This is a genomic window from Bacillus sp. 5w2, from assembly GCF_054353775.1.
Map to the genome: position 1 here is coordinate 536,656 of NZ_JBTIWT010000002.1, position 17,084 is coordinate 553,739.

General features: G+C 35.9%; 18 protein-coding genes. 16 read left to right on the forward strand and 2 right to left on the reverse strand.

Translation table 11 applies throughout. The annotated features are described in order from the left end of the window. Positions 1 to 28: 28 nt before the first annotated feature. From ACXY7N_RS07095 to ACXY7N_RS07105, 3 genes are all read left to right on the forward strand, one after another. Entirely contained in the window at positions 29 to 514 is a 486-nt protein-coding gene (locus tag ACXY7N_RS07095; protein ID WP_098653804.1) for a LysR family transcriptional regulator, read from the forward strand. Between the two features lie 120 nt (positions 515 to 634). Continuing rightward, positions 635 to 1,543 carry a chemotaxis protein gene (locus tag ACXY7N_RS07100; RefSeq protein ID WP_016088523.1) on the forward strand — a complete coding sequence of 303 codons (909 nt, stop codon included), beginning with the start codon at positions 635 to 637 and terminating at the stop codon, positions 1,541 to 1,543. A 601-nt stretch (positions 1,544 to 2,144) separates the two neighbouring features. Continuing rightward, positions 2,145 to 3,092, forward strand: coding sequence for a DNA-binding domain-containing protein (locus ACXY7N_RS07105; RefSeq protein WP_097815381.1), 948 nt, complete (start codon positions 2,145 to 2,147; stop codon positions 3,090 to 3,092). A gap of 95 nt (positions 3,093 to 3,187) precedes the next feature. Here ACXY7N_RS07105 and ACXY7N_RS07110 read toward each other — a convergent pair whose 3' ends face one another. Continuing rightward, positions 3,188 to 3,988, reverse strand: a complete 801-nt coding sequence (locus ACXY7N_RS07110; protein WP_488592346.1) for a flagellin N-terminal helical domain-containing protein — start codon at positions 3,986 to 3,988, stop codon at positions 3,188 to 3,190. A gap of 257 nt (positions 3,989 to 4,245) precedes the next feature. Then, positions 4,246 to 5,340, reverse strand: a complete 1,095-nt coding sequence (locus ACXY7N_RS07115; RefSeq protein WP_016088520.1) for a flagellin N-terminal helical domain-containing protein — start codon at positions 5,338 to 5,340, stop codon at positions 4,246 to 4,248. Positions 5,341 to 5,596: 256 nt separating this feature from the next. Here ACXY7N_RS07115 and ACXY7N_RS07120 point away from each other — a divergent pair, with 256 nt between their 5' ends. The 13 genes from ACXY7N_RS07120 (at position 5,597) to ACXY7N_RS07180 (ending at position 16,984) form a co-directional block, all read left to right on the forward strand. Further along, positions 5,597 to 6,382, forward strand: coding sequence for a lytic transglycosylase domain-containing protein (locus tag ACXY7N_RS07120; protein ID WP_016134068.1), 786 nt, complete (start codon positions 5,597 to 5,599; stop codon positions 6,380 to 6,382). A 62-nt stretch (positions 6,383 to 6,444) separates the two neighbouring features. Continuing rightward, positions 6,445 to 6,669 carry a flagellar motor switch protein FliN gene (locus tag ACXY7N_RS07125; RefSeq protein ID WP_000775712.1) on the forward strand — a complete coding sequence of 75 codons (225 nt, stop codon included), beginning with the start codon at positions 6,445 to 6,447 and terminating at the stop codon, positions 6,667 to 6,669. Positions 6,670 to 6,683: 14 nt separating this feature from the next. Further along, on the forward strand, positions 6,684 to 7,670 hold the full coding sequence (gene fliM, locus ACXY7N_RS07130) for a flagellar motor switch protein FliM (RefSeq protein WP_098405111.1): 987 nt from the start codon (positions 6,684 to 6,686) through the stop codon (positions 7,668 to 7,670). Between the two features lie 10 nt (positions 7,671 to 7,680). Beyond that, positions 7,681 to 8,040, forward strand: a complete 360-nt coding sequence (fliN, locus tag ACXY7N_RS07135; protein ID WP_098405112.1) for a flagellar motor switch protein FliN — start codon at positions 7,681 to 7,683, stop codon at positions 8,038 to 8,040. Positions 8,041 to 8,052: 12 nt separating this feature from the next. Further along, positions 8,053 to 8,373 (forward strand): hypothetical protein, encoded by a 321-nt coding sequence (locus ACXY7N_RS07140; protein WP_000121176.1) that lies wholly within the window; start codon positions 8,053 to 8,055, stop codon positions 8,371 to 8,373. Beyond that, positions 8,370 to 9,128, forward strand: a complete 759-nt coding sequence (locus ACXY7N_RS07145) for a flagellar type III secretion system pore protein FliP (RefSeq protein WP_001220587.1) — start codon at positions 8,370 to 8,372, stop codon at positions 9,126 to 9,128. The genes ACXY7N_RS07140 and ACXY7N_RS07145 overlap by 4 nt, the downstream gene beginning before the upstream one ends. A gap of 33 nt (positions 9,129 to 9,161) precedes the next feature. Next, the gene (locus ACXY7N_RS07150) at positions 9,162 to 9,437 is read left to right on the forward strand and encodes a flagellar biosynthetic protein FliQ (protein WP_001098085.1); all 276 of its coding nucleotides are present in this window, start codon (positions 9,162 to 9,164) and stop codon (positions 9,435 to 9,437) included. A 15-nt stretch (positions 9,438 to 9,452) separates the two neighbouring features. Continuing rightward, positions 9,453 to 10,214: a flagellar biosynthetic protein FliR gene (locus ACXY7N_RS07155; RefSeq protein ID WP_001055718.1), complete on the forward strand. Its 762-nt coding sequence runs from the start codon at positions 9,453 to 9,455 to the stop codon at positions 10,212 to 10,214. Positions 10,215 to 10,224: 10 nt separating this feature from the next. Further along, entirely contained in the window at positions 10,225 to 11,271 is a 1,047-nt protein-coding gene (gene flhB / locus ACXY7N_RS07160) for a flagellar type III secretion system protein FlhB (RefSeq protein WP_001030092.1), read from the forward strand. A 24-nt stretch (positions 11,272 to 11,295) separates the two neighbouring features. Then, positions 11,296 to 13,362, forward strand: coding sequence for a flagellar biosynthesis protein FlhA (gene flhA / locus ACXY7N_RS07165; protein WP_016134071.1), 2,067 nt, complete (start codon positions 11,296 to 11,298; stop codon positions 13,360 to 13,362). A 14-nt stretch (positions 13,363 to 13,376) separates the two neighbouring features. Next, positions 13,377 to 14,702, forward strand: coding sequence for a flagellar biosynthesis GTPase FlhF (gene flhF / locus ACXY7N_RS07170; protein WP_098405113.1), 1,326 nt, complete (start codon positions 13,377 to 13,379; stop codon positions 14,700 to 14,702). A 42-nt stretch (positions 14,703 to 14,744) separates the two neighbouring features. Next, positions 14,745 to 15,518, forward strand: a complete 774-nt coding sequence (locus ACXY7N_RS07175) for a flagellar basal-body rod protein FlgG (RefSeq protein WP_082181371.1) — start codon at positions 14,745 to 14,747, stop codon at positions 15,516 to 15,518. A 170-nt stretch (positions 15,519 to 15,688) separates the two neighbouring features. Next, positions 15,689 to 16,984, forward strand: coding sequence for an NtaA/DmoA family FMN-dependent monooxygenase (locus tag ACXY7N_RS07180; RefSeq protein WP_016134074.1), 1,296 nt, complete (start codon positions 15,689 to 15,691; stop codon positions 16,982 to 16,984). Positions 16,985 to 17,084 lie beyond the last annotated feature (100 nt).

A 17,084-nucleotide genomic window follows, 5' to 3' on the forward strand; every position in this document is an offset into this window, starting at 1 on the left:
GATTTTTATAAAAGGAGAGGTGAGGAGGATGGCGCAGAATAAGTATCGCGTTACATTCATTTCGCCAAGTGAGGTTGAGCAGCGGACTGTAATGGCGGCGAGTAGTTTGCCGGATTTAATTCGTAAAGTAGAGAGTATTATTGCAGATCCGAACGGTTATTTTGTAAATGATAAAAAAAATAATTGCTATTTTAAAGTGATTAAAGAAAATGTTACATTTATTCAATATGAGTTACTATTTTCAGATAAAGAAATTCATATTGAAAAATTAAAACATATAGCACCAGCTATATTGAAACAATTATTTGAAAAAATAAATGATCCAGAATTATATGCGCTTGCGCTACTTGATGTTGATATAGCGACGAAAGAATATGTGCTAGAAGAAATGGATTCGGAGCTGAGAATAAGAGTAGAAACGGAGCTTTCGAAAAAGTGGGAAGCAATGCCGACAGAAATTGTGGGGGCACAAGAAGTGTTATTAGAGGCACTTGCTTCGTTTATACAAGATTAAGCGCCTTTTAAAATAAATCGTTCGACTATCTATATTTTTTATATAGGTAGTTGACTTTTTTGTTTTAATAAAGCTTAATAATTAGATATAAGGAATTAATGGAAGGGGAGCGACACTTTTATGTCACAAGCACAAAGTATTTTATTAGAAAGCGGAACAAATGAATTAGAGATTGTCACATATACTGTTGGTGAAAATCTATTTAGTATTAACGTAATGAAAGTACGTGAAATCATTAATCCATTCCCTGTTACAACTGTGCCAGAATCTCATCATGCAGTTGAAGGTGTTGTTCAAGTACGTGGTGAAATTTTACCTGTTATTAACTTAGCGACAGCTCTTAATTTAAAATCGACAAAGCCACTTGATCAAACGAAATTTATTATTTCAGAATTAAATCAAATGAAAGTGATTTTCCGCGTTGATGAAGTGCATCGTATTCAACGTATTTCTTGGGAACAAATTGATGAACCAGCTTCATTGTCTATGGGACTAGAAGAAACGACATCTGGTATTGTAAAACTAGATGGGCAAATTATTTTACTATTAGATTATGAAAAAATTGTATGTGAAATTAGCGGTACTGGTTATGACAATAAATCACTTTCGGGTTTAGAGCAAAAAACAGATCGAGCTGAAAAAGTTATTTATATAGCAGAAGATTCAGCGATGCTTCGCCAAATATTAGAAGAAACATTATCATCAGCTGGATATACGAAAATGAATTTCTTCAGCAATGGTGCAGAAGCATTAGCACAAATTGAAAAATTAGCGAAAGAGCAAGGGGAAAAAATGTTTGAACATATTCACCTGCTAATTACTGATATTGAAATGCCGAAAATGGATGGACATCATTTAACGAAAGTTGTTAAGGATAGTGAAGTAATGAATCGTTTACCGGTCATTATTTTCTCTTCATTAATTACAAATGAATTATTCCATAAAGGCGAAGCTGTAGGAGCAAATGCTCAAGTAAGTAAGCCGGATATTCAAGAGTTAATTGGTTTAGTTGATAAGTTAGTGCTTTAAAAGCTTTTATTGGCTGGAAGAGAGAATCTAGCGAGGTCAGTGCCTAATAGAGCCCCATGCGATTAAGACCAGAGATATGGAGTGGTTTTAGTTAAGTAGGAGAAGCGGATCTTTGAGAGAGGATTTGAAGACTCGGTTTACAACTCTATTCTTTTAGTCGAAAAAGGGAACTAACCATGGTAGTGCTGGTTAGTTCCCTTTTTAGTATTCTATACGCTGTACAGCTAGAAAAATGAAACGTTTTTGGAGTATTTGTGGCTGTACGTATGGGTAATCTTCGTTTGAAGATTTTTGATTTAAAAATATAAGAAAACGTATTTTTGGATTATGTTAGTAATATTTTGTGGTAACGCAACCTTTTTCGGTGAAAATATATATGGAATACCATATAATATAATTAAAAGTAATTGATATGTAATTATACATATTAAAATAAAAAAATACTTTTTCTATTTCTATACTTTCTATACATTTTTGTATGTTTAATATTTGACAGATAATTTCGAAATGTTATAATATGGATATGATAAAATTCTATTTTCTAAAAAGACATGGGAGTCAGATGAGAATTGTGAAAGGATGAGGGGGCGTGGCACAGATTATGTATCACCACACAGCAATCAATGTATTAAATCTTTTACAAAACATGTCAAATAATAAAATGAACGATGTGCAACTAGAAGAGGAATTAAAAAAAATAGAGAAACAATTCCGAGTAGAGTATGAAGAATTAGTTGATTTATATAATAGAATGGTATTATTTCAAATAGATATAGAAAAAAATGGTGGGATGCGAGCGTATGAAAAATCAACAATTACATGGCTGAAGTCTGAGCTAGAGTTACTGTATGAAGTGTATCAATTTTCCCAACGTCACGGTTTAAACATTATTAATATTTCAAAATACGTCAGTAAAAAAGAGCTAAATCTTTTTCCAAAAACAGCAAGCCAATTGCAAAATACGTATTACAAATTAAAAAAATGTGAAATACCGTTTGAAAATATTGAAAAACAAAAACCAGGACGAAAGCGAAAATATACGCCTGTAAAAGAACCCATTGTTGAAATGAAAAAAGAAAACAAACAAGAATTAAGAAATGAAGTTCCAAATACAGAGAACGAAAAAAATCTTGTAACAGTTATATCTGGTATTGTTGATAATTTTGAAACAATTAGCCAGTGTAGTGAAAGAAAAGAGTATGAACTACATCAGTTCATGGAAGGAATCTATAAGCTTTCTAGCATGGCTGCAGAGCGTTCAAAAGATGAAAAGAATGCTCGTGGACTTGAAGGCGAGTTACATGTATTACGAGCTGAAAATGAAAGGTTAAAGCGAGAAAAGGAAGAGCTTGTTCATGATATAAAAGAAATGACGCATCATTTAATTCATTTCATTACGAGCTCTGATATCGATCAAATTCGCACATTGCCTTTCTTTGTAAAAGAATGTAAACAAGATTTGCATAAATTAGGGTTATATAACGCACAAGACGGTAAAATGAAAATTATGGTTGATCGTAGCGGACAGGTTATGACTGTAACGCAGTAATAAAATTTGGGTACAAAATAAAAGGGAGATACATAGTTTATATGTATTTCCCTTTTGTTTTGTATGGAATCGTTCCAAAGAAGGGGGATGATTTTTTAAGATTGTAGTAACTTGGAAGCCATTTGCGGTATTTGATTTGCTTGTGAAACCATACTAAGTGCAACTTCAGTTAACAATTTAAACTTTAAAAAATCGCTCATTTCCTGCGCCATATCCGCATCTTCAATTCGAGATGCAGCATCTGTTAGGGCCATACTTTGGCTATTTAAATTTTCAATATTAAACTGTAAACGATTCATCATAGCCCCAAGATCAGCACGATGAAGTGATACATTTTGTAAAGCCTCTTCAATTTTACGAATTGCAGCTCTTGCTTCTTGTTCTGTTGAAATCTTGATGTCATGTTGTGTAGGGGAAAGGGGAATATGTTTCGTCATGTTTACTGTATGACCAATATCATCTAACGTAACAGGACGGTTTTGGCCGTCGAATACAGATAAATCATTAAACTCAGTCGTCTCGCCAATATAGCCAGTTTGCTCTATTAAAGACTGAAACTCTTTATTCAGTGAATCACGGTTTTTATTTGAATTTGTACCATTAGCAGATTGAACAGCTAAATCACGCATGCGTTGTAAAATATTCGTCACAGTTTGAAGAGCAGCTTCTGCTGTACGCAGCATCGATATCGCATCCTCATTATTACGAATCGCCACACGCATACCACTCGCTCGTGCATGTATACGAGTCATAATCGTAATATTAGCAGGATTATCAGAAGCACGGTTTAACTTCTTACCAGTAGCCAAATGCTCCATCGCAACATTCATACGTTTTTCATTCTCATATAGCGATCGCCTAGCATTCATATTCAAAACATTCGTACCAATACGCATAATAGACACTCCTTATCTTATAGATTCATATAGGATCTTAAAGTCAATAAACAGTTATAAAAAGAAAAAGGGACTTATGCTTATCTTCTAGTTGTGTTTTTACATAAGGGGTAAGAGATAGGGATTGACCGCTTCTACGCAACGTGGATGCTCTATCCTACCTAAAAAAGAAAGGTTTTAAAAATAATTGATTTATATAGAAAAAATAAACCTCTCTGCAAGCAGAGAGGTTTATTCATGAAGCTAACTCAAATGGCTTATTGTAATAATTTAGAAACCATTTGTGGAGTTTGGTTTGCTTGAGAAAGCATGCTGATACCAGCTTCGTTCAAGATTTTGAACTTAGTCATTTCAGACATTTCTTTCGCCATGTCAGCGTCTTCGATTTGAGAAGCAGCTGAAGCCATAGAAGAAGATTGGCTCTTAAGATTGTTCACATTGAAGTCAAGACGGTTTAATGTAGCACCTAAAGTTGCACGGTTGTCGGCAACTGTTTTAAGAGCTGCATCAATTTTTTGAATGGCTTGAGAAGCATCTACTGTTGGTGCAGTAGCATCACCAGCAGGAGCCATTGCATCAGTAAAATCAATTGCATTTGCCTTCGTTAATTTGGTTGCATCATCTGCATTGTCGTATGCTTTGAATGCATTTTCTATTGCTGTTTTATTTACGTCAGACATAAATCCTTTGACTTTGTCAAATTGTTCTCTAGCCGCATTAACTTCATCTTGTAAGTCTTTACCAGTAGAAGTAGTAGTTTTTAGACCCTGAAGAACTGTCTTGGCATTAGTAGCATCAGCTACAGATAATTTATCACCACTACCAATTGCAAATGAGTTAAGGTCAAGAGCATTAGTAGAAACATTCGATAGTTTAATACCGATTTGTGTAGCAGAATCATTAGAGTCTAATGTTTGGATTTTAATTTCAGATTTAGAACCATCTAATAGTTTTTGGTCATTAAATTCTGTGTTAGTTGAAATGTAATCAATTTGTTTTTGTAGTTGAGAAAACTCTTTTTGAAGAGCTGCTTGGTTATTATTTGTATTCGTACCATTCGCAGATTGGTTTGCAAGGTCACGCATACGAAGTAAGATGTTAGATACTGAGTTCATTGCTGAGTCAGCTGTACGGATTAATGACATACCGTCTTGCGTGTTGTTAGCTGCTACTCCTAATCCACTTTCACGTGCACGCATACGAGTTGCGATTGCAAGACCTGCTGCATCGTCAGAAGCGTTGTTGATACGTTTACCGCTTGATAAACGGTCCATAGCGTTGCTCATTTTTGCTTGGTTTTGGCGCATGTACTCTTGCGTACGCATGCTGTTAATGTTTGTATTAATTCTCATGTTAAGAACCCCCATTTTTTTATATTGACTTTTCTGCAAATTGAAAAACGGTAATATGCGAAAAAATCAATTTCGAGATTTATTGTAATCCCTGTCATAGCGGGTGTCAACTAAAAATTCGAATTAATAAATATAAAAAAATAACAGTTTAACAATATATTCATTTTTTTATTACAATATTATTAAAAGGATTATTGCAAACTTTAAAAAAAAACTCTAATATTAGATTATCTTTGTTTACCGAGAAGGTGATATTATGTTAGTTGGAAATATAGTAAAAGAAGTGCTTGCATATAAGAAAGGACAAATTCAGCAAAAGTTAAGTAGTCCACAAGCATTCGTTAGTAGTCGTTTTCAAGAGAAGTTGCAGAGTGAACCTGCGAAGGAGACGAAGGGTACTGCGCAGCCGACAAATGTAGAGGATATGAGTCAGCCGGTACAATCTACGAAAATAGAAACGGTCGTACATAAACCGGAACAATCTATTAATAAAGTAGAGGAAGCGAGTAAGCCTGAAGAAAAAGCTGAAACGAAGAACGTAGATGAAGTGCAAGTTGCACAAAAAGAGTTTGAACGACGTTTCCCAGAAACGAAAAATGAGGCTGCTGATACGTGGGGATTAACGAAGAAGTATAATATTCAAAAAATACGTTCTTCCAATGAAGGGAAGTATGAGGATATTATTGATCATGTAAGTCGTACATACGGAATTCCGAAAACGTTAATTCAAAAAATGATTGAAGTAGAATCTGATTTTAATCCGAAAACGGTGTCACATGCAGGTGCGATGGGTCTTATGCAGCTTATGCCAGCGAATGTGAAAGAGATGGGTATAAAAAATCCATTTTCACCAGCTGAAAGTATTGAGGGCGGTGTGAAAGAGTTAAGCGGTTATTTAAAGAAAAATAACGGCGACTTAGTATTGGCACTTGCTTCTTATAATGCTGGCCCTGGTAATGTGAGAAAGTACGGAGGCGTACCACCATTTAAAGAAACGCAAGGATATATAAAAAAAATATTAAATATCGACGTTTCAAAATAAGAAATTTCATATATAGAGAGAACATGAAATTTTCGTGAACATGATATGGGGGTTGGCTAGATTTGAAATTACAAGATGATATTCCGTTAACAATTTATTTTGAAATCGGAAATACGAAAAAGAAAATTGAAGATTTGCTTCATATTACGAAAGGTACATTGTATCGTCTTGAAAATTCAACGAAAAATACGGTGCGTCTTATGCTTGAGAATGAAGAGATTGGAACCGGAAAGATTTTGACGAAAAACGGGAAGATGTACGTTGAAATCGTTGAATTGAAAAGGTAGGGAAGGGGATTGTCATGAGTGGCGAAAAATTAAGCCAAGAGCAAATTGATGCCCTGCTGAAGGCGGTTAATGAAGGCGAGGAAATGCCAGCTTTCGCACAAGAAGCAGGAAAGCAAGAGAAATTTCAAGAGTATGATTTTAATAGACCGGAGAAGTTCGGTGTGGAGCATTTACGTAGTTTGCAAGCGATTGCGTCTACGTTTGGTAAACAGACGTCACAGACGTTGTCAGCGCGTATGCGTATTCCGATTGAGTTAGAGCCTTCGACAGTGGAGCAAGTTCCATTTACGAGTGAGTATGTGGAGAAAATGCCCAAAGATTATTATTTATATTGTGTCATTGATCTCGGACTTCCAGAGCTTGGAGAAATTGTTATTGAGATTGATTTAGCATTTGTTATTTACATTCATGAGTGTTGGCTTGGCGGAGATAGTAAGCGTAATTTTACAATGCGTAGACCGTTAACTGCATTCGAGTTTTTAACGCTTGATAATATTTTTGCGCTTCTATGTAAAAATTTAGAGCAATCGTTTGAAAGTGTTGTTGCGATTGAACCGAAATTTGTAACGACAGAGACTGATCCGAATGCATTAAAGATTACGACAGCGAGTGATATTATTTCATTACTAAACGTAAATATGAAAACGGATTTTTGGAATACGACGGTGCGTATTGGTATTCCGTTCTTATCTGTTGAAGAAATTATGGATAAGTTAACGTCTGAAAATATTGTCGAACATTCTTCGGATAAGCGTAAAAAGTATACGTCTGAAGTGGAAGTGAAAGTAAATCAAGTGTATAAACCTGTTCACGTTGCGATTGGTGAGCAGAAGATGACAATGGGTGACATTGAACAAATTGAAGAGGGCGATATTATTCCGCTTCATATAAAAGTTTCAGATGAATTAATTGGTTATGTAGATGGAAAGCATAAATTTAATTGCTTTATTGGAAAAGATGGAACGCGTAAGGCGCTCCTATTTAAAAGTTTTGTAGAGTAGGAGGATCCATATGAAACATGAAGTATCTCCTGTGGCATTAATGGGATTAGAAGATTTTGCAGGGAAGCGAAATGAAGCAGGTAAAGCACATATTGATACTGTTTCAGACATTTCGATTGAACTTGGTGTAAAGCTTGGGAAGTCATCTATTACGCTTGGTGATGTGAAACAGTTAAAAGTAGGCGATGTTCTGGAAGTAGAGAAAAACCTAGGACATAAAGTAGATGTGTATTTAAGTAATATGAAAGTCGGTATTGGGGAAGCGATCGTAATGGACGAGAAGTTCGGTATTATCATTTCTGAAATTGAAGCCGATAAGAAGCAAGCTGCGCTTATGAAAGCGCAAAGTCAAATGCAAGATAAAGAGTAGAGGAGGAGTCATATGTCGTATATGACGACCTTATTTCAAGTCGTTTTACTGTTTGGTGCGCTCGGCTACGGTGCATATTATATGACGAAAAAGACGCGCAAGCAGCAGTTTTTTAAACAAGGTGAAAATGGCCATATTCAAGTGAAAGACGGCGTGTATTTAAATCATCAAACGAGCGCCTTTTTATTTGAAGTGGACGGCAAGCAAGTGTTCACTGTTATTAGTAATAACGGTGTACAATCTGTGCAATTAACAGGAACAGGAAATCAGTTTCAACAAGCACTAGAAGACGCGGTGAAGAGTGAAACGAAAAAAGTAGAGGATCCATCATGAGAATAAAGAAACAGTTATCGTTATTAGCCGTTATTTTCGTATTTTCTATCGTTTTTTCAATTGTTTTTGTAAATCCAGCGTATGCGGCCCCGAACGGTTTTATTAATTTCGAAAATGGAAAAGAGTTTACGAGTAATTCAAGTGTACAATTATTTGCGCTCGTTACCCTTTTATCATTATCTTCATCTATCGTTCTATTATTTACACATTTTACTTATTTTATGATCGTTCTTGGGATTACACGTCAAGGACTTGGGGTAATGAACTTACCACCGAACCAAGTGCTTGTAGGACTTGCACTATTTTTATCCCTCTTTACGATGCAGCCTGTACTTGGGCAACTGAAGAGCGATGTGTGGGATCCGATGACGAAAGAGAAAATAACAGTAAGTCAAGCTGCGGAAACGACAGCTCCGATTATGAAAGAGTATATGTCAAAGCATACGTATAAGCATGATTTAAAAATGATGCTGAAAGTGCGTGGAGAAGAGTTACCGAAAGATTTGAAAGATCTTTCCTTATTTACGCTCGTACCATCCTTTACGTTAACGCAAATCCAAAAGGGACTCTTAACAGGGATGTTCATTTATTTAGCGTTTGTATTTATAGATTTGATTATTAGTACACTGTTAATGTACCTCGGGATGATGATGGTACCGCCGATGATTTTAAGTTTACCATTTAAAATACTCGTTTTCGTATATTTAGGCGGATATACAAAAATCGTCGACATTATGTTTAAAACGGTCGCCTGAAGCGTTTGATGCTATGTGATAGGAGTCATATAAATGAATACGTCACCAATTATAGATATTTTTCAAACCTTTTTTTATAAAGGGGTTATGATTTTAATGCCGGTTGCCGGCGTAAGTATGATTGTCGTTATTATTATCGCTGTCATTATGGCGATGATGCAAATTCAAGAGCAAACGCTGACGTTTTTACCGAAAATGGCGAGTATTGTACTCGTTATTATCATTTTAGGTCCGTGGATGTTTCAAGAGTTAACGACGCTTATTTTAGATTTATTTGATAAAATCCCATCGCTATTGCGTTCGTACTAAGATAGGTGAACTGAAATGAATATGGAATTATGGGCGGCGACGTTTTTTGCGTTTTGCCGCATTACTTCATTTTTATATTTTTTACCGTTTTTCTCAGGTCGATCCATTCCAGCGATGGCGAAGGTTACAGTAGGACTTGCTCTTTCAATCACAGTTGCCGATCAAGTTGATGTCTCTCATATCAAGACAGTTTGGGACGTAGCAGCTTATGCAGGTACGCAAATTGTAATTGGATTATCACTTTCAAAAATTGTAGAAATGCTGTGGAACATTCCAAAAATGGCAGGACATATTTTAGACTTTGATATCGGTTTATCACAGGCAAGTTTGTTTGATGTAAATGCAGGTTCACAGTCTACTTTACTTTCAACCATTTTTGATATATTTTTTCTCATTATTTTTATTTCACTTGGCGGCATTAATTATTTCGTTGCCACGATTTTAAAGTCGTTTCAATATACAGAGGCGATTTCAAAATTGCTGACGACTAGTTTTTTAGATAGTCTACTCGCAACGCTATTATTTGCGATCACATCAGCGGTTGAAATTGCTCTTCCGCTTATGGGAAGTTTGTTCATCATTAACTTTGTTTTAATTTTAATCGCAAAAAACGCTCCGCAATTAAACGTTTTTATGAATGCGTATGTTATTAAAATTACATGTGGTATTTTGTTTATTGCGATGAGTGTACCGATGCTCGGTTATGTGTTTAAAAATATGACAGACGTATTGCTTGAAGAATATACGAAACTATTTAATTTTTTCTTAACGAAGTAGGGGGACGCGCATGGCAAAGGATAATAAAACAGAAAAGGCCACCCCGCAGAAGCGTAAGAAATCGCGTGAAGAAGGGAATATTGCCCGGAGTAAAGATTTAAATAATTTATTTTCCATTCTTGTATTAGCAGTTGTCGTTTACTTTTTCGGAGATTGGTTAGGGTTTGAGATTGCTAATTCTGTAGCGGTGCTGTTTGATCAAATTGGAAAAAATACAGATTCAACCGAGTATTTTTATTTGATGGGGATTTTATTATTAAAAGTATCAGCGCCTATATTAATACTCGTATACGCTTTTCATTTATTCAATTATATGATTCAAGTCGGTTTCTTATTTTCTTCTAAAGTCATTAAACCGAAAGCATCGCGTATTAACCCAAAAAACTATTTTACGAGATTGTTTAGTCGTAAAAGTTTAGTAGATATTTTGAAATCACTGTTTTATATGGGATTAATCGGTTACGTTGCTTACGTGCTCTTTAAAAAGAATCTAGAGAAAATCGTGAGTATGATTGGATTTAACTGGACTGCGTCACTTACTGAAATTATTAGGCAAATTAAATTTATCTTTTTAGCTATTTTAATTATATTAATCGTTCTTTCTATTATTGATTTCATTTATCAAAAATGGGAGTACGAACAAGATATTAAGATGAAAAAAGAAGAAGTAAAACAAGAGCATAAAGATAATGAAGGGGACCCGCAAGTAAAGGGAAAACGAAAAAACTTTATGCATGCGATCTTGCAAGGGACAATTGCGAAGAAGATGGATGGCGCAACGTTTATTGTAAACAACCCGACTCATATTTCGGTCGTACTTCGGTACAATAAACAGGTTGATGCGGCACCAATTGTCGTTGCAAAAGGGGAAGATGAGCTCGCATTATATATACGAACGCTTGCCCGTGAACAAGAAATACCAATGGTGGAAAATCGTCCGCTTGCTCGTTCATTATATTATCAAGTCGAGGAAGATGAGACGATTCCAGAAGATTTATATGTAGCTGTAATTGAAGTTATGCGCTATTTAATTCAAACGAATGAACTTGAAGTATAATAGCGCGGTTGGAGGAGATCTCTTGTGTTTAAGATAGATTCTGCAAGAACCTATTTTTCTATCTTTCTAGCAGCGTCATTCGTAGTGGCGCTCTTAATTCCACTTCCACCATTTATACTTGATATCGTTATCGTTTTTTTACTAAGTATGTCAGTGCTTATTTATATGCGAGCAACAAGTATTAACGAGTGGGATGAATTAAAGTCATTTCCGACGATGCTGTTATTAATCGGGATTTTCCGCGTATCGATTAACGTATCGACGACGCGAGCGATTTTGACAGATGGAAATGCGGGGCATGTTATTGAAGAGTTCGGCCAGTTTGTAATTGGCGGGAACTTATTAATTGGTATCGTTATTTTTACAGTATTAATCATATTCCAGTTTATTGTTGCAAACGGTGCATCTCGTACAGCTGAAGTTGCAGCTCGTTTTACACTTGATTCTTTACCCGGGAAACAAATGTCGATCGATGCAGATTTAAACCAGCGTATTATTACTGAAAAAGATGCACAGGCAAAACGAAAAAAATTAAATATGGAAACAGAGTTTTACGGAGCGATGGATGGTGCCGGGAAGTTCATTAAAGGGGACGTTATTTTCGGGATTGTCATTTTATTCGTAAACATCATTTTCGGTTTAATTGTCGGCATGATGCAGCAGGGCATGAGCTTTGCTGAAGCAGCTATTCACTATACACAGTTAACTGTCGGTGACGGAATCGTAAACCAAATCGGTTCGTTAATGCTTGCGATTTCAACTGGTATTATCGTAACGCGTGTATTTGATGGTTCACCTGATACGGTAACGGAAGGAATCTTTAAAGAGTTATTAGCGCATGAAGTTGTTGTATATGCGCTTGGTGGTTTATTTATTGCAATGGGTATTTTTACTCCGCTACCGTTTCTACCATTCGCACTTGTTGGTGGAACAATTATCTTATTAGGAATTCGTAATAAAAACCGAATAAAGAAAGAAAAAGAAGACGAGCTTCAAAAAGAAATAGAAATGATTCAAGGCGAAGATGAGCAACTGCAACAAGTGGAAGATTCATTTGGAGTATTTACAGATAAATATCCAATTATTGTAGAACTCGGTTTAGATTTAGCAGCACTTGTAAAGCAAAAAATTAATGGGGAAACAGCTCGTGATAAAGTTGTTCTTATGAGGAAGTCGATTATTACCGACCTTGGTATTAACGTTCCTGGGATTAACTTTAAAGATAATACGAGTTTTAGACCACGCGGACGTTACATTATTCGAATTAAAGGTGCGAAGGCAGCTGAAGGTGTTTTGAAATCAGGTTACTTATTAGCACTGAAAACACCGAATGTAATGGCCGATTTAGATGCAGAACCAGCGAAAGATCCGATTTTCGGTGAAGATGGATATTGGATTTTAGAGCATATGGTACAAGATGCGCAAATGAAAGGCTATCAAGTATTAGAGCCACTTAGTATATTAATTACGCATTTAGATGTTGTCGTTAGACGTAATCTGCATGAGTTAATTCAGCGTCAGCATGTAAAAGACTTAATTAACTCGCTTGAAAATGATAACGGCGTTTTATTAGAAGAGATTAAGAAGAAGGAAATTGACTTATCACTCGTTCAAAATGTTATTAAACAACTGCTAAAAGAAGGTATTTCTATTCGCGATTTACCAACCATTATCGAAGGTATTATTGACGGAAAAGAAATTTATCAAAATCATGTTGACGGTGTAACGTCATTCGTCCGTGAATGTATTTCAAAAGTTATTTGTGAAAATGCGAAAAATCCTGACGGTAAAATTTATGCGGCGCTCTTCTCAGATTCAATCGAGTTAGATGCGGATGTTGTGAATAATTCTTACCAAGGTTACTTATTAAACTGGGATTTAGATCTAGAAACACGTGTTGTTGAGCAAGTACAACGCGTATTTAAACAAGCGCGGTTAATGGGAAGAGAACCAGTATTATTAACGCGTAGAAAAGATTTCAGGTTTGCGATTGTAAGACTTCTAGAGCGTTATCAAGTAGAAGCACAAGTACTTTGTATTAGCGAATTAGCACCAGAGATTGTTGTAGATCAAATTGCCTATATTGAATAGTAGGGGGTGAAGTAATGGAAAGTACAGAAAAGAAAGAAGCGTTAATGCGAATAAAAGCAGCTTCGAAAAATGAATTGTATCGAAAGTTATTTGACCAATATGGTACAGATTATTATTACGTTGTCGATGAAAGTGTAAAACGAAATATCCCGTTTTTTTGGAAAAAGAATTACGAAATGTTAGTTGCTTTTCCAGAGGATAAACAGGAAGAAGTGAACGAAGGCACAGCTCAATTTCATGAACAATTAATGGATGTTGTCAATGATCCTTCAGAACAAATTATGAAGGCGAACGGAATTCAATCGGTACTGCATAATTTAGAAAACGTGACGACTTCTATGTCATACGCGGCGATGCAAACAGGAAATAGTGAAGAATGGGCAAGAAAGAAAGAGAAACTATTAAAGCTGTTTGAAAAAGGTATCGTCGTTGTAAAACAGACGGAAGAAACGAAAGTAACGAAAGTAACGAAAGTAACGAAAAAGCCAAAAGCTGTGAAAAAAGTCGTTCCCGTCAAGAAAGAAGAAGTTGTAAAAATAGAAAAGCAAGAATCTGTACCGTTTATTATTCAAAAAGTAATTCGCATGCTAGAACAAAACGATGTAGAACAATACTTCATTCATGCATATGCTGAAAAGTTAAAAGTGAAGTTTGAGAATGCAACGATGATTACAGAAGAAGAAGTAATCGAATATATATTGGAAGATATGAGATCTCATTTCAACACAGAAAACGTTTTTGAAAAAGAAGTGCAAACCATTGCATTAATCGGTCCAACAGGCGTTGGGAAAACGACGACACTTGCGAAAATGGCATGGCAATTTCACGGTAAGAAAAAAACAGTTGGTTTCATTACGACAGATCATTCGCGTATTGGGACAGTACAGCAACTGCAAGATTACGTCAAGACAATTGGATTTGAAGTAATCGCTGTACGTGATGAAGCTGCAATGACAAGAGCGCTTACGTATTTTAAAGAAGAAGCGCGCGTCGATTATATTTTAATTGATACCGCCGGAAAAAATTACCGTGCGTCAGAAACAGTGGAAGAAATGATTGAAACGATGGGACAAGTAGAGCCAGATTATATTTGTTTAACGTTATCAGCTTCGATGAAAAGTAAAGACATGATTGAAATCATTACGAATTTTAAAGATATTCATATTGATGGTATCGTATTTACGAAATTTGATGAAACAGCAAGTAGTGGGGAATTGTTGAAAATTCCAGCCGTATCATCGGCTCCAATTGTATTAATGACAGACGGACAAGACGTGAAGCAACATATACATATCGCAACAGCTGAACATTTAGCGAAACAAATGTTGCAAACATCATAGAAAAGAGGTGAAGGATAAGGCAACTGCCTTATTCAAACGAGTATGAACGGTCTTTATATAGGTTCTATGGGTATGATGAATTACATGCAGCGTATTAATGTTCATTCGAATAACGTTGCAAATGCTCAAACGACAGGATTTAAAGCAGAAAATATGACTTCTAAAGTATTTGATGTACAAGACACATATCGCCGCGGAGATGGGGCTGTAACAAATATTGGCTCAGTCGATTACGCTGTAGTTCCAGCCGCGACGCATGTAAACTTAGTACAAGGAAATATACAAATGACAAATAGTGCTACAGATTTCTTTTTAGATGACGGAACTGCTGGCACAGCTTCGTTTTTCGTTACATCTAAAAATAATGAAACGTTTTTAACGAGAGACGGTAGTTTTACATTAAATAGTGATCGTTACCTGCAAACATCTTCAGGTGCTTTCGTAATGGGAGAGAATAATGAACGTATTCGTATTCCAGAAGGAGCAAAAGTAGCTGTACAAGCAGACGGTACGTTATATGATGCAGTAACACAAAATAATATTGCCCGCCTGCAAACAAAAACAGTAGGTGCAGAAGCGAATAATCGTCTCGTACAAAGAGAGAACAAAAGCTTTATACTAGCAGAAGGAAACATTGCTGATTTACCGAACGGAACAGGGACAGTAAAAAATCATATGCTAGAAAATTCAAATGTAGATATGACGAAAGAGATGGCTGATCTTATGACGGATCAAAAAATGATTTCAGCGTCACAACGCGTTATGACTTCGTTTGATAAAATTTATGAAAAAGAAGCGAATGAAATATTGAGATAGGAGACTCCCGTTAGTGGGGGTCTTTTTTTATTATTGCTTTTATTACAGTTACATCATAAAATGAAATTGATAATCATTATCAATTTATCTACTTCTATAAGAATGGAATTTCATAATGACAGTAATATTTATTTAACTAAGTGAATTAAAAACAAGGGGATGGTGTGTATATGTCTACAAACAAACATCTTTGTATTGGATTATGTTTAATTTCTAGAAAGAAAGAAGATAGTATATTTGATTCAGGAATTGATGAACAAGTAGAGTTAGCGAAACAGGCAGAAAAGGCGAAGTTAGATTTTGTTTTTAAAGCAGATTATTTAGTGGCGCACCCGGATTTAATTGCTCGTAATAAGGGAAATGTCATTTTAGATCCGACTTTACTGTTTACCGCTATTGCTTATGCAACAGAAAAAATTGGAGTTGTTACGACTGCTTCAACTTCGTTTTATCCACCATATATATTAGCGAGGCAATTACAATCTTTACACTGGATTAGTAACGGCCGAGTAGGGTGGAATATTGTCACATCCATTGACGGTGCTGAAAACTTTGGTGAGGAAGGGATGCCATCATCAGAAGAACGATACGCCAAAGCGGCAGAATGTACAGCGTTAGTAAGAAAGCTTTGGGGTAGTCACCCTAATGAAGTATTGAAAGTAGATAATCCTGATGTTATTAGAGAGATGGTAAAGCCTATTGAACATAATGGTGAATACTTTGAGGTGAAAGGTCCACTAAATATTCCGCAGCATATTTCAGGGGAAATGCCATTATTCCAAGCTGGTGCTTCAGAGTCAGGCCGGAATTTTGCTGCTTCTGTTGCTGATGCAATTTTTGCTGCAACGCCAGATGTAGAGTCAGGAATGGAACTGCGTCAAGATTTAAGAAAAAGAGCAGAACAGCATGGCCGAAAGCAAGATGATATACGTGTATTGCCTGGATTATATTTCTTTATCGGTGATACATATGAAGAAGCGTTAGAAATGCATAGGCAAGCTCATCAACATCTCACAAAAGAGAAGCGATATGCGTTACTTGAAATGGTTCTCGGACTAGACGCTAGAGGGATTCCGCTGGAAAGTAAGGTTACAGAAGAGATGCTGCCAAGTCGGGATCAAACGGTTCGCAGTAAAACACATGCCGAATTATTACGAAATTTCATTATGAAAAATGAACCAACTGTTGAACAAATACTAGAACGACCAGAAGTTGTTGGCTCCGCTCATTGGGTTGCAGTTGGTACACCGCAAGACGTTGCGAAGCAAATTATGGATAGATTTGAGGCCGGAGCGTTAGATGGATTTATTGCCATTCCAGGAGGACCTCCAAAGTCACTAAATCTATTTTTTAGTGAAGTCATTCCTTTATTTGTGAAGGCTGGTGTATTTAGAGAAGAGTATACAGGTTCTACTTTGCGCGAACATTTAAGGGGAAATACATCAAAATCTTTGCAGTTAAAATAACAGGATATGTATAAAAAGCCTTTCATAAGAAGGCTTTTTATTTTTGATATAAATTTCAGAATTATCAATTGACTTTGCGGGTCTGTTTTTTTATATTAGT